A 12,795-nucleotide genomic window follows, 5' to 3' on the forward strand; every position below is an offset into this window, starting at 1 on the left:
GATGTTGATCTTATCATCTTTAAAAGAGATGGTAAGCCTCCGGCATCACTCATCTACGAGGAACTCATGCAAAATTCACTGCTTTCGCTTCTTGATATTGACTACCCCCTGATCCAGGCCCCGATGGCGGGCGTCTCCACCCCCGCGCTGGCTGCTGCGGTGAGTAATGCCGGGGCGCTGGGTTCGCTGGGGCTGGGCGCTTCAACCGTTGCCCAAGCGGAAGCGATGATCGTCGCCACCCGCCAGCTGACGGACCGGCCGTTCAATGTCAATTTATTTTGCCATGCGCCGCCGCGGCGCGACGACCCACGTGAAGCGGACTGGGCAGAGACGCTGCGCCCCCATTTTACCCGCTTTGGCAGTACGCCTCCGGCATCGCTTAGGGAGATATACCAGACGTTTATCGGCCACACCGCCATGCTGGAGCTACTTCTCGACCTCTCGCCGGCGGTGGTGAGCTTTCATTTCGGCCTTCCTGAAGGTGAGACGATCCAGCGTCTGCGACAGCAGGGGATTGTCACCCTGGCGACGGCAACCTCGCTCCAGGAGGCGCTGCTGATTGAACAGCAGGGGATCGACGTGGTGGTCGCTCAGGGCTATGAGGCGGGCGGGCACCGGGGGATCTTTGCTCCGCAGGAGCCTGACGCGCAGCTGAGCACCTTCACCCTGGTGCAACTTCTGCGGCGTCGACTAACCATCCCGGTAGTGGCCGCCGGGGGCATCATGGACGGAGCGGGGATCGCTAGCGTGATGCAGTTGGGGGCGCAGGGCGTACAGCTCGGTACGGCGTTTTTACTGTGTCCGGAATCGGCCGCCGACGCCGGCTATCGCGCGGCGATCCACAACAGCCTTGACGGGCGTACGGTGCTGACTTCCGCGATCTCCGGGCGTCCGGCACGCTGTCTGGCTAATGCCTTCTGCGCGCTAGGGGAAGCCTGTCCGACGAGCGCCGTGCCGGATTATCCGCTGGCGTATGATATCGGCAAAGCGCTGGCCGCCGCCGCGAAAGCCCAGGGCGTCCATGAGTATGGCGCCCACTGGGCCGGGCAGGGGGTGGGGTTGATCCGCGAGTGTGACGCCGCCCGTCTGGTCCGCCAGCTGGCGGCAGAGAGCGGCTGGAACTAATGACTGACGGCTAACGGCGGTGGGCCAGGCTGCGCACCAGCCGATCGCCGGCCATCTGCACGCCCTGAACCATCGCCACCAGGATCAGCACTGTGCCAAACATCACCTCATTATTGAATCGCTGATAGCCGTAGCGGATGGCGAGGTCGCCGAGTCCGCCGCCGCCGATCACCCCGGCCATCGACGAAAAGCCAATCAGCATCACGATAGTCAGCGTGATCCCGGCCAGCAGCGTCGGCAGGGCTTCTGGCAGCAGGGATTTAAAAATCACGTGCCAGACGTTGCCGCCCATCGACAGAATGGCTTCGATTCTTCCGTAATCCACCTCGTCGAGCGCGTTTTCCGTCAGGCGGGCAAAGAACGGAAAGGCGCCGATGGTCACCGGCACGATGGCGGCGGTGCTGCCCAGCGTGGTGCCGACGATCAGCCGGGTAAAAGGGATCAGGGCGATCAGCAGCACGATAAACGGTAGCGACCTGCCGATGTTGATCACCGCGCCTAACAGCGCGTTCAGTTTCGGCATCGGCGCCAGCCCGTTGGCGCGGGAAATAAATAACAACACACCGGTGGGCAGCCCGATCAGCACGGTAAACAGGGCCGCCAGGCCCACCATATAGAGCGTATCCAACGTGCCGTCGAGTAATAACGGCCACAAATCTTCCCAGCTCATGCTACTCCGCATAATGGCCTCCCCTGAACGCCGTGACGGGTAAGAAAATCCTGTTCAGCCTGCGGGTCGTGCAGCAACGACTGGCGCAGCCGCGACCATGGGGTCACCAGCAGGTCGGCGAGTTTGCCGCTCTCGACAATCTCGCCCTGTTCCAGCAGCGCTGCGTGGTCACAAATGGTTTTCACCACCTCCAGCTGGTGCGTTATCAGCACAATGGTCAGATTGAGCCGCTGGTTAATATCCGCCAGCAGAGCCAGCACCGAGGCGGTGGTCTCGGGATCCAGAGCGCTGGTCGCCTCGTCGCACAGCAGCACCTCCGGTCGGGCGGCCAGCGCCCGGGCGATGCCGACGCGCTGTTTTTGCCCGCCGGAAAGCTGCGACGGAAAAGCGGCGGCCTTTTCGCTGAGATCCACCAGCTCCAGCAGTTCGCGCACCCGCGCTTCGCGAGCGGCCCGCGGCACCCCGGCAATCTCCAGCGGCACCGCGATGTTGGCGGCGACGGTACGGGCATGCAGCAGATTGAAGTGCTGGAAAATCATCCCGGTGCGCAGGCGATAATCCCGCAGCGCCGCCTTGTTCAGCTGAGTAATATCCTGTCCGTTCACCAGAATGCGGCCCGAGGTGGGCCGCTCCAGCAAATTGAGACAGCGGATGAGCGTACTTTTGCCGGCGCCGCTGCGCCCGAGAATGCCGTATATCGCCCCTTTCGGGATCTGTAACGCGATATCGTTCAGCGCCGGTCGGCCGGTTCCGGCGTAGGTTTTGCTCAGCCCTTCGATGGTGATCATGACTGAGGGGCCACCGGGATCACCGAGCCGTTGTAGTTTTTACGGATAAACTCCGCCACCTGCGGCGACGTCAGGTCTTTCGCCAGCGCCTTAATACGCGGGTCATTCGCCAGGGCCGGGGTGGTCACCAGGATATTGGCGTAGGGGTTATGCTCGGCGCTTTCCAGCCCCAGGGCATCTTTCGCTGGCACCAGACCGGCTTCCAGCGCGTAGTTACCGTTAATCACCGCCAGGTCGACATCGTCGAGGGAGCGCGGGATCTGCGGCGATTCAATCTCCAGGATCTTCAGGTGTTTCGGGTTCTCGACAATATCCTTCGGCGTCGCCAGAGTGGTGGCCGGGTCGGTAAATTTAGGGTCCAGCTTGATAAGCTTCTGTGCCTGCAGCAGGAACAGCGCACGGCTCAGGTTGGTGGTGTTATTCGGCACCGCCACCGTGGCGTTGTCCGGCAGCGACGAGAAATTTTTATGTTTATGCGAGTAGATCCCCAGCGGCTCAATGTGCACGGTGGCCGCGACGGCAAAGGTTTTACCCAGCGCTTTTTCCTGATCCTTCAGGTAGGGAACATGCTGGAAGTAGTTGGCATCCACATCGCCACTGGCCAGCAGTTCATTGGCGTTGACCCCGCTGGTCAGCTCCACCACCTTCAGATCGAGGCTGGGATCGATTTTTTTGATGTAGTTGAGGATCTCCGCGTGGGGAACCGGGTCCGCGGCGACGCGCAGCGCGGCGGCCTGGGCAGACGTCCATGCCAGAGAAAGAGACAGTGCGACCCCTGCCAGTTTAAAAGCGGCATATTTCATGGTGTGTTCCTTTTTAGTTATGGTTAAACGATCAATTGCTCGGCGCGTTCGCGAAAAACGTCCTGATAGTAGCGTTCCGCCACGTCCGGATGGGAACGCAGACGGCCCTTGAGATAATTCCAGCCGACATCGCGCAGCAGCGGATTGTGCGGGTCGCTGTCCGGACCGCGCGCTTCACGCGCCAGCTCGGGCGGCAGGGTATAAACCGGCACCACTGCGTCAAGCTGGGCGCCAAGGAAGAAAGCGATGGAGAGGCGCTGCTGCTGAGCCGGCGGTGACACCACCCGGTGAACGGTAGCGCGCAGATAGCCGTTGGTGGCCAGCTCCAGCAGTTCGCCAATATTGACCACAAAGCTGCCGGCCAGCGGTACGGCGTCGATCCACTGCCCGGGCGCCACCTCAACCTGCAGCCCTTTCTGCTCGTCCTGCAGCAGGAAGCTGAGAAAACCGGAATCTTTATGGGCGCCAACGCCCTGGCTGCTCTGGGTCTCCTGCTGGCCGGGATAACGGATCAGCTTGATATGCTCGTTGGGTTGGTCGCCGTAAAGCCGGTCAAAGGCATTCTCCGGGAGCTGCAGCGCTTCGGCAAAGGCGCGCAGCAGGCGGATCCCCACCTGAGTCATCTGCTGTTGCCAGTGAAGTAATACCGGTTTTAGCGATGGCAGCGCGGCAGGCCACAGATTCGGACCCTGCAGGCGCTGCCAGCGCGGCGCGTCGTCGCTGAGGGTCAGCGCCGGACGTTCGGCGCCGATATCAAACTGCTCTCGCCAGTCAGGCTGGCCGCGCGTCAGCTCAGAAGCCGCGCGGTTATAGCCGCGAAAATGGGGGGAGTGGATCATCGCCACCTGCTGTTTTTGCGCCTCATCAAGCGCAAAAAAGCGCTGGGACTGGCGCTGAACTTCATATTGAAGCGCGTCGTCGACACCGTGGTTGATCAGATAAAAGAAGCCGATGTCGCGGGCGGCGTGACGCAGGTCGGTCAGGAAGGCCGCTTTATCCGCGGGGTCCGCGTAGCGGGCCAGATCGAGAATCGGCAGGGTGGTCGCGTTCATTGTGTTCTCCGAAAACGGGATAATAAGTTATGGGTCGATTCAGGTTCAGGGTTCTGGCACAACAGCAGCGCATGGTGATTTCCTCTGTCCGGGGCTGAGCACAGCTTGCCTCAGGGCCAGATAAGCAACCAATAACGTTATTTTCTAATTTATGTCCGCGCGGGGTTCTGTGCTTTTGCGTTAAATAGATAAAGGCGTAAGGGCGAACTGAAGCCGTTGCGCCCGTCACCGAGAGTCAGTAAGGTGGGCGCACTTTTTTAATGCGGAACGGATGTATCCTCATGCACAGCTCAAAAGATCCCCTGCACGGCGTGACGCTGGAAGCGCTGCTCAATGCCCTGGTGGCGCGCTACGGCTGGGCGGAAATGACCCGCCAGGTCAACATTAACTGCTTTAAAAGCGATCCCAGCATCAAGTCCAGCCTGAAATTTCTCCGCCGGACGCCGTGGGCGCGTAAAGAGGTGGAGGCGATGTATCTGGCTTCGCTCGACGACGATGCGCCGGCGGAGAAAGCGGATCCCTGGGCAAACTGGCAGAAAAAATAACCCTTACCACAGGACAACATCATGCAGAGCTGGAGCAGTAAAGATTTCACCGCCGACCGCGCGTGGGGCGCGCTGGACATTGCCAATTTTTCCGGCACCACCGTGCGCCTGCACTGGACCGACCAACCCTATATCTGGCACATCAACGACGGTCAGGAGGTGTTTGCCGTGATGGATGGTCAGGTGGCGATGCATGTGAAGGTCGACGGCGAGGAACAGGTGATCATGCTGAACGCCGGAGATATCTTTTACGCCGAGGTGGGATGCGAGCATGTCGCCCATCCCCAGGGGGCGGCGCGTATTCTGGTGATTGAGAAAGAAGGGTCGGTCTGATCCCGCCGGCGGGCAATTCGTTAGCCCGCCGTTTCATAGCCTGTCACACTCAACATACCGCGTTGATATAAATCACTTATCCAGCTTTCAATATACATAATTCTTGTTTGCCATTGCCTTCACCCCAGCACTATCTTTTGCCGCAGACGTCTTAACAGGCACAACCCCGGGAGAGATCATGGCCACCTTGCAGTGGGATCACGCAGTACAGTTTGTGAATCAGCCGGAAGCGGCGATTGAAATCTTTGCCGGGCAGCAGCTGCGGGCGGCGGTCGGCGGGCGCCATCCGGGCTGGGGAACCCGCAATGCGCTGAGCTATTTTGGTCTGACCTATATCGAATTCCTCGCCATTTCCGACCCCGACGAACTGCGCGCCGCGACGGACAGATTTCTGCTCTCGCGGGATGCCGCGCGGTTGCTGCCGGAGAACGAAGCGCTGTTTCGCGTCGCGCTGCGCAGCGACGACATCGACGCCACCCATGACCACTTGCGTCGCAAGGGGCTGGCGGTGTCACCGATTGTCGATGGCCAGCGCCACGATCCGCAGGGCAATGTCATCCGCTGGAGGATCTTCACCATCGATGGCGACACCGACGGGCTGGTCTTTCCTTTTGTGCTGCAGTGGGGAGAAGACGACGAGACCCGGCTGGCGCGGCTGCGCGCTCAGGGGCTGGACGTGCCTCATCCGCTGGGCGACATTGTGCTCGAGCAGGCGGTATTCGAGGTGGACAATCCGCAGGCGGTGCGCGACCGCTGGCAGGCACTGCTGGGCTTCCCGTCACAGGGGGACCAGGGGCTGGACGCGGGCGGCCAGTGGTTTATTTTCCGCCAGGGACCCGCCAACCAGCTGGCCGAGCTGGTGTTTCGCGTCGCCAACCCGGCGCTTAAGGGGCAACGCTTTCGCGTCGGCAACGGCGTGTATCGCTTTATATAACGGCTGACGCTAGCGTACCGTAGCGCGCAGGGCCCCCGGCGGCTGGCCGGTGATGCGTTTGAAAGCCCGGCTAAAGGCCGCCAGCGACTGATACCCGAGGCTGAAGGCGACTTTTTCCAGCGCCTGGCCTTCGTGGGTGATGTACTGCACCGCCAGCCGCATACGCAGCTCGGTGAGATAGCGGGCGGGGGTGGTGCCGGTGGCGGCAAGAAAACGCTCGGCGAAGAGAGAGCGCGACAGCCCCGCCTCCCGCGCCAGATCTTCCACTTTCCAGTTAACGCCCGGACGTTGATGCATGGCGTAGATCGCTTTCGCCAGCCGGGGATCGCGCAGGACCTGCACCCAGCCGGTGGCGTTACCGCACCCGCAGGCCACCCAGCCGCGGACTATCAGCGCGGCCACTACGTCCGCCAGTCGGGCGAGGATCCCGGCATAGCCCGCCTGGCGGGTGAGCGATTCCCGCTCCATCGCCGCCAGCAGCGGCTGGATCTCCGGCCAGGTGTTGAGCAGGCAGCTCACCCGCATCACTTCGGGCATGGCCTTCACCAGCGGCTGCATGCCGCCGAGTTCAAAGTCCATACAACCGCTGAAAATCACGGCGCGCTCCGGGCAGTCAGGCTGGCCGCCAGCGTTGATACAACTGACCGTGCTGCACACCGTTTCGCTGTTCAGCTGCGCCACATTCACCACCGCGGCCTGCGGATCGGAGAGCAGGGCGTGCCCGTCGCCGTTGGGAATAAACAGCGCGTCGCCGCTCTCCAGGGTGAACTGTTCCCCGCTGGCCATGCGCAGCAGCACCGGCCCGCGGCTGATGAAATGGAACTGGGCTTTGCCCGCCACGGCGCTAAAACCGACGCCAAACGGGCGGGAGGTCTCGATGCGCCGGTAATTCACGCCGGAGAGGCGCATACCGCGCAGCAGTTCGCTGGTTAGATCGATAGTGGGCTGGCTCATGGTAATTCCGGACGAATAATCAATAACTGAAGAGTATGCATCATATATCGTCCAGGGGTAAGCCCCTAAGATGACCAGGATGTTAATAAACCTGGAGAGATGTATATGACTTCCTGCATAGCTGCTGACGCGAGCCTGTCACCCGTCAGGCCTGCCTGGCGCGCCGTCTATGCCCTGGCCCTCGGGGTGTTCGGCCTGATCGTGGCTGAGTTTCTGCCCGCCAGCCTGTTAACGCCGATGGCCAGCAGCCTCGGCGTCAGCGAAGGGATGGCCGGGCAGGCGGTGACCGCCACGGCGTTAGTGGCGTTAGTCACCGGCCTGCTGATCGCCACCGCCACCCGCAATATCGACCGCCGCTGGGTGCTGATGTTCTTTTCCGTGCTGCAGATTGTCTCCAGCCTGATGGTCGCTTTTGCCGGTTCGCTGGCGTTTCTCCTGCTCGGTCGTCTGCTGTTGGGGATCGCCATCGGCGGTTTCTGGGCGATGTCCACCGCCACGGCGATGCGTCTGGTGCCGGCGGCCCATGTGCCGAAAGCGCTGGCGATCATCTTTTCCGCGGTGTCTGTCGCCACGGTGGTGGCCGCGCCGCTCGGCAGCTACCTCGGAGAGCTGATCGGCTGGCGCAACGTGTTTATTCTCTGCGCGATACCCAGCCTGCTGGCGCTGCTCTGGCAGCTGTGGGTGCTGCCCTCCATGCGGCCGGAAAGCGTTGGCACCTTCTCCACGCTGTTCAGGGTGCTGCGCCGTCCCGGTATGCTGGGGGGCATGCTGGCGTCGATCCTGATTTTCAGCGGCCATTTTGCCTTCTTCACCTACCTGAGACCGTTCCTTGAGACCGTCGCGCAGGCCAGCGTTGAAGGCGTTTCGCTGATTTTGCTCGGCTTCGGTGTCGCTAACTTTATCGGCACCTCGGTGGCGAGCTATCTGCTGAGCCGCAGCCTGCGTCTGACCCTGGCGCTGGTGCCGCTGATGATGAGCGTCCTGGCGCTGCTGATGGTGACGTTTGGCCATCTGTCCGTGCTCGACGGGTTGCTGGTCGCCCTGTGGGGATTTGCCTTCGGTCTGGTGCCGGTGGCCTGGTCCACCTGGCTGGCCACCACCGTGCCGGATGAGGCGGAAAGCGCAGGCGGTCTGCTGGTGGCCTCTATTCAGCTGGCCATCAGCGCCGGCGCCGCCGGCGGCGGGGCGGTGTTCGATCTGCATGGCGCCAGCGGCGTCTTCACCGGCAGCGGTTTGCTGCTGTTGATCGCGATGGTCGTGGTCTTCACCGCTGTGCGGGTGAAACCGGTCGCCAGCGCCGAGCAGCCGGAGACCGGCCGCTTATCCCGCGAGATCGATAACTAAATTGGCCGACAGGCTGCGGGAGCAGCACAGCGCGATATGCTGCTCCGCGGCCTGTTTTTCCGCCTCCGACTGCACGGTATCCCGGTGGTCGACCGTTCCCTCCCGCACCGGCGTCAGGCAGGCGCCGCAGATCCCCATCTCGCAGGAGAGCGGCACCTCAACGCCATGCTCCTGCAGCACCCGGGCGATGGTTTTGTCCCCCGGGACCGGCCAGCGCTCCCCGGTGGAGGCGAGGGTGATGGTGAAGGTGCCGTCCTCCGCCGACGCCGCCGTCGGGACGGTCGGCTGGAACGCTTCGCTGTGCAGTTGCGTTTCCGCCCAGCCGGCCGCCAGCGCGGTGTCGCGCACCTGGGCCATAAACCCCGGCGGTCCGCAGAAATAGACTCGGGTGTCGGCGTCCGGCGCGCCCAGATCCTGCGCCAGCCGCAGGCGCGGACTCTGCCCGTCGGCAGAGCTGTGGATCAGGCAGGTTCCGCCGGTGAGCTGGCTGGCGATCTCGGTGGCGAAGGCGGCCTCCTGCGCGCGGCTGACGTAATAGTGCAGCGTAAAGCTGGCGCCGGACGACGCCCGCGCATGGGCCATCGCCAGCAGCGGTGTAATGCCGATCCCGGCGGCGAGGAGCACCACGTGGCCGCCCCCGTGCAGGGGAAAGTGGTTGCGCGGAGCAGAGATCAGCAAGGGCTGCCCCGGACGCAGGGTGTCATGAATATAACGAGAGCCGCCTCGCGACTGCGCCTCGCGGGCGACGCAGAGCAGATAGTGATCCCGTCCGGCCGGGCTGCCGGTCAGCGAATACTGACGGATCAGCCCGCAGGGGAGATGGAGGTCGATATGGGCGCCGGGCGCCCACGCCGGCAGCGGTTGCCCATCGGCGCTCACCAGACGAACGGCCAGATTTTTCGCGCCCTGGCGCCACAGGCCATCGACCACCACCGGGAGTATGTCGCGCATAAGACCTCCACTCATACCAGAAAGAAATCGCCAAAGCCCATCTTCTTCAGCCCGCGCCGGTAGGCGATAGAGCTGCGGTCTGCCGGAATATGCGCCTCCAGGGTCAGATCCAGCGGCAGCCGCTCCGGGCGCTGGGTCTCAACCATCAGGCGGTCCTCCTCAAACACCCGCAGGTTGAACGCATGAACGTCTTCCACCGGCACATGCAGGTCAAAATTGCGGGCGATAGGGGCAAACATTCGCGTCACGCGCGACGACACCGGCGAGGCGGCGTTCATGATCACCAGCTTCGCATCGGCAGGGAAATGGATGGTCAGCGTGGCGGTGAACGGCAGATGCATTTCAAAGTGACGCAGCCACTGGAACCCTTCCGGCGCGCGGAAATCGGAGCTGGCCGGGTAATTGCCTACCGAGCTCCAGTAGTCGGCAACAAAGCCGAACGGCGTCTCCTGCGGGGTGTAGTCCGGCACCTGTTGGTTGTCAGGATCGGCGAAGGTCTCGGTGTGGATCCACGCGAAGTGGGCGACATCGAGAAAGCCTTCGACCTGGCGGCCGGCAAAGCCCTTCACTTCAAAGGCCGGACAGTTGATTTGCTGAAAGCCGGCGTCGTCCCAGTGCGGCATGGTCGGTAACGGAGGCGGATTGTCCGGATCGCAGGCCAGGCAGGTCCAGATCAGCCCGTAACGCTCCTCCACGGCGAAGCTGGTGAGATGCAGTTTGGCCGGAATGGGTTGCCCCGGACTGGAGGGGATGCGGTTGCAGCGGCCATCCTCGCCAAAGCGCAGGCCATGATAGGGGCAGACGATGCCTTCTTCTTCATGAAACCCCAGGGTCAGCGGGACGCCGCGGTGCGGGCAGACGTCGCGGGCGACCACCACCTGGCCTTTTATACGATAGATAACCAGCTGTTCGTCCAGCAGGGTGGCTTTCACCGGAGCGCCGTCAATATCGCAGGCGCGGGCCACCGGGTGCCAGCAACGGGCCAGCCGCAGCCAGTCTTCCGGATCGAAGGTGCAATGGGCGGGGGGCGTGGGGGGGGTTGTCTTCATGATTTCTCTTCCTGCTCACATCGGTGATTGTTTTATTGTTGTGAGATTATTGTTGTCATATTAGGGTGTTCACATCCATCACCATTAATTCACTCTGCTGTTGCAAAAAAGAGTACAGGGGCACCATGAGTCCATTTTCCCGTTTCGCCCACTATTTCATCGCCGTGGCTCGCTGCGGCAGCCTGCGCCGGGCCGCCGAGCAGCTGCATATCTCGGCCTCGGCGATTAACCGCCAGATCCTGCAGGCCGAGGAGGCCTTCGGGACGCCGCTGTTCGAGCGGCTGCCGGAGGGACTGCGGATGACCACTGCGGGTGAACTGCTGTATGACAATCTGTTGCGCTGGCAGAAGGAGTTTCGTCAGACCCGGCAAAAATTTGATGAGCTGCAGGGGATGAAGCGCGGGAGCGTCAGCGTCGGCATGGTGCAGGCGCTGGCGGAAGGCGGCTTCGCCGCCGCGCTGGCGGAGATCATAGCCAGCTGGCCGTGGCTGGAGCTGGATCTGCAGGTGGCCGACAGCCACACCGTCAGCCAGAAAGTGCGTCAGGCGGATCTGGACGTCGGTCTGATCCTCGATCCGCAGGGGCAGGCCGGACTCAGCGTACTGGCCTTTGCCGAACTGGAGGTGGGGATTGTGATGCGCCCGGACCATCCTCTGGCGGGGGCGAAGGCCCTGTCTCTGGGCGAGCTCAGCCTGGAGCGGCACATCGTGCCCGGCGCGCCGCTGATCGTTCATGAGCGTGTTGCGCTCCTCTATCGCCACCATGACTTTGCGCCGGAGAATACCATCAGCTGCAATGATATTCGACTCATTAAGTCGCTGGTGCTGCGCGGCAGCGGCGTGACGCTCCTCAGCCTGCTCGACGTGCTGGACGAGGTTCAGCGCGGACAGCTGGCCTTTATCCCGCTGCGCAGTACGCTGCTGCGGCCGCTGACTCTGGCGCTGTGCACCGCGCCCTCGCGTCAGCTATCGCGTCCCGCGCAGATGGCCATTCAGACGCTGAGCGCGGTGATTGAGTCCATGGCGACCGTCAGCCCAGCGGCCCGCTGAGGATGGTGTCGCACATGCCGTTGATAATCCGTTCGCCGGTCTCCTCCCGCAGCTCCTGGTACCAGGCTTCGGTGAGCTGCATATCCTTACCGTGGGTGATATCGCAGCGCTTGCGCGCCTTCAACACCAGATCGCGAACCCGATCGCAGCGCTGGGCTTCATACTCGCGCAGGGCGGCGTCAATATCGCGGGTCTGGCGGAAAACGGCGCCCAGCACCACTGCATCTTCCATCGCCGCACATCCCCCCTGGCCAATATCCGGGGTGGTGCTGTGTCCGGCGTCGCCCAGCAGCGCGACGCGACCGCGCACCAGGCGGCTGAACGGTTCGATATCGTGGATTTCAATACGGTTGGTGGTCTGCGGGTCAAGGGCGGCGATCAGCTTCTGCACCGGCGGCGCCCAGCCGGCAAAGTAGCGGCTGAGGTCAGCGCGCAGGGTGTCACGATCCTCGGCCAGACCCGCCGGCAGCGGCACATCAAAGAAAAAGTAGAACCGGCCAGCGGAGACCGGCATCAGCGAGACGCGCTTGCCTTCGCCGACAAAGGTGGTCCACTGATCGCCCGGCGCCAGCGCTTCATCTATTTCCACCAGACCGTTCCAGTTGACGTAGCCGGCGTAGCGGCGCTGCGGAGTAAAGCCGAGCACCCACGGACGCAGCGCGGAATGGCTGCCGTCGGCGGCAATCAGCAGATCGCCGCTGGCGCTGCTGCCGTCGGTAAACCACACCGTCACGCCGTCGGCGTTTTCTTCACAGCGGGTGACGCGTTTGCCGAACTGCACGCGCTCCCGTCCCCAGAAATCCAGCATTTCACGCTGCAGCTCTGCGCGGGATACCGGGCAGGGGCGGCTGCCGGTGCGTTCGATCAGCGGCGCGAGGCTGAACTGGGTCATGTTCTCGCCGCTGCGGAAATCGCGATACGCCATGCGGCGCAGCGGTCCGCCGAAGGTTTCCATGATATCGCCCATGCCGAGGTGGGCCATGCATTTCACGCCGTTGGGCCATACGGAAATCGCCGCGCCGACCGGTTTGATCTCTTTCACCGCCTCATAGACGTCGCAGTCGATCCCCGACTGTTTGAGCGCCACTGCCGCACTTAAGCCGCCGATGCCCGCGCCAATCACGATTGCTTTCATTTTTTTCTCCTTCTCCAGATGTAGGCACTGACTACAGCAATTTGCGTACCAGTTCGCCGGAGG

The 12,795-nt window shown here is 62.7% G+C and carries 14 protein-coding genes; 6 read left to right on the forward strand and 8 right to left on the reverse strand.

Features of this window, described 5'->3' with window-relative positions; genetic code table 11:
• Positions 1-66: 66 nt before the first annotated feature.
• Positions 67-1,125, forward strand: coding sequence for an NAD(P)H-dependent flavin oxidoreductase (locus ACQUTI_RS01310; RefSeq protein WP_114508154.1), 1,059 nt, complete (start codon positions 67-69; stop codon positions 1,123-1,125).
• Between the two features lie 10 nt (positions 1,126-1,135).
• Here the strand turns inward: ACQUTI_RS01310 and ACQUTI_RS01315 are convergent, their stop codons facing one another.
• The 4 genes from ACQUTI_RS01315 to ACQUTI_RS01330 are packed head-to-tail and all read right to left on the reverse strand — an operon-like array spanning position 1,136 to position 4,438.
• The gene (locus tag ACQUTI_RS01315; protein ID WP_004217626.1) at positions 1,136-1,795 is read right to left on the reverse strand and encodes a methionine ABC transporter permease; all 660 of its coding nucleotides are present in this window, start codon (positions 1,793-1,795) and stop codon (positions 1,136-1,138) included.
• On the reverse strand, positions 1,792-2,583 hold the full coding sequence (locus tag ACQUTI_RS01320) for a methionine ABC transporter ATP-binding protein (RefSeq protein ID WP_075201745.1): 792 nt from the start codon (positions 2,581-2,583) through the stop codon (positions 1,792-1,794). The genes ACQUTI_RS01315 and ACQUTI_RS01320 overlap by 4 nt, the downstream gene beginning before the upstream one ends.
• Positions 2,580-3,386, reverse strand: a complete 807-nt coding sequence (locus tag ACQUTI_RS01325) for a MetQ/NlpA family ABC transporter substrate-binding protein (RefSeq protein WP_032452814.1) — start codon at positions 3,384-3,386, stop codon at positions 2,580-2,582. The genes ACQUTI_RS01320 and ACQUTI_RS01325 overlap by 4 nt, the downstream gene beginning before the upstream one ends.
• 23 nt (positions 3,387-3,409) lie before the next feature.
• Positions 3,410-4,438 carry an isopenicillin N synthase family dioxygenase gene (locus tag ACQUTI_RS01330; RefSeq protein ID WP_017900371.1) on the reverse strand — a complete coding sequence of 343 codons (1,029 nt, stop codon included), beginning with the start codon at positions 4,436-4,438 and terminating at the stop codon, positions 3,410-3,412.
• Positions 4,439-4,719: 281 nt separating this feature from the next.
• Here ACQUTI_RS01330 and ACQUTI_RS01335 point away from each other — a divergent pair, with 281 nt between their 5' ends.
• The 3 genes from ACQUTI_RS01335 (at position 4,720) to ACQUTI_RS01345 (ending at position 6,250) form a co-directional block, all read left to right on the forward strand.
• Positions 4,720-4,983: a VF530 family DNA-binding protein gene (locus ACQUTI_RS01335; RefSeq protein ID WP_428923178.1), complete on the forward strand. Its 264-nt coding sequence runs from the start codon at positions 4,720-4,722 to the stop codon at positions 4,981-4,983.
• A gap of 21 nt (positions 4,984-5,004) precedes the next feature.
• A complete protein-coding gene (locus ACQUTI_RS01340; protein WP_004205936.1) occupies positions 5,005-5,316 on the forward strand; it encodes a cupin domain-containing protein in 312 nt (103 codons plus the stop codon).
• A gap of 178 nt (positions 5,317-5,494) precedes the next feature.
• Complete coding sequence (locus tag ACQUTI_RS01345) at positions 5,495-6,250, forward strand: VOC family protein (protein WP_069136002.1); 756 nt, start codon at positions 5,495-5,497, stop codon at positions 6,248-6,250.
• Between the two features lie 9 nt (positions 6,251-6,259).
• On the opposite strand, the gene ACQUTI_RS01350 is transcribed toward ACQUTI_RS01345, so the two are convergent.
• Positions 6,260-7,204, reverse strand: coding sequence for an AraC family transcriptional regulator (locus ACQUTI_RS01350; protein ID WP_004205934.1), 945 nt, complete (start codon positions 7,202-7,204; stop codon positions 6,260-6,262).
• 105 nt (positions 7,205-7,309) lie between these two features.
• Between ACQUTI_RS01350 and ACQUTI_RS01355 the strand changes: the two genes are divergently transcribed.
• On the forward strand, positions 7,310-8,548 hold the full coding sequence (locus ACQUTI_RS01355) for an MFS transporter (protein WP_114508371.1): 1,239 nt from the start codon (positions 7,310-7,312) through the stop codon (positions 8,546-8,548).
• Here the strand turns inward: ACQUTI_RS01355 and hpxE are convergent.
• Positions 8,525-9,499, reverse strand: coding sequence for a molybdenum cofactor-independent xanthine hydroxylase subunit HpxE (hpxE, locus tag ACQUTI_RS01360; protein ID WP_096833912.1), 975 nt, complete (start codon positions 9,497-9,499; stop codon positions 8,525-8,527). The genes ACQUTI_RS01355 and hpxE overlap by 24 nt on opposite strands.
• 11 nt (positions 9,500-9,510) lie before the next feature.
• Positions 9,511-10,548 (reverse strand): molybdenum cofactor-independent xanthine hydroxylase subunit HpxD, encoded by a 1,038-nt coding sequence (gene hpxD, locus ACQUTI_RS01365; protein WP_087771731.1) that lies wholly within the window; start codon positions 10,546-10,548, stop codon positions 9,511-9,513.
• 125 nt (positions 10,549-10,673) lie between these two features.
• Here hpxD and hpxR point away from each other — a divergent pair, with 125 nt between their 5' ends.
• On the forward strand, positions 10,674-11,597 hold the full coding sequence (gene hpxR / locus ACQUTI_RS01370; RefSeq protein WP_008804925.1) for a LysR family hpxDE operon transcriptional regulator HpxR: 924 nt from the start codon (positions 10,674-10,676) through the stop codon (positions 11,595-11,597).
• On the opposite strand, the gene hpxO is transcribed toward hpxR, so the two are convergent.
• Positions 11,578-12,732 (reverse strand): FAD-dependent urate hydroxylase HpxO, encoded by a 1,155-nt coding sequence (hpxO, locus tag ACQUTI_RS01375; RefSeq protein ID WP_004205928.1) that lies wholly within the window; start codon positions 12,730-12,732, stop codon positions 11,578-11,580. The two genes, hpxR and hpxO, sit on opposite strands and share 20 nt — an antisense overlap.
• Between the last annotated feature and the right edge of the window lie 63 nt (positions 12,733-12,795).

The sequence above is a fragment of the Klebsiella sp. 7-CIP_Kleb. genome (assembly GCF_050378655.1).
Taxonomy (GTDB): domain Bacteria; phylum Pseudomonadota; class Gammaproteobacteria; order Enterobacterales; family Enterobacteriaceae; genus Klebsiella; species Klebsiella quasipneumoniae.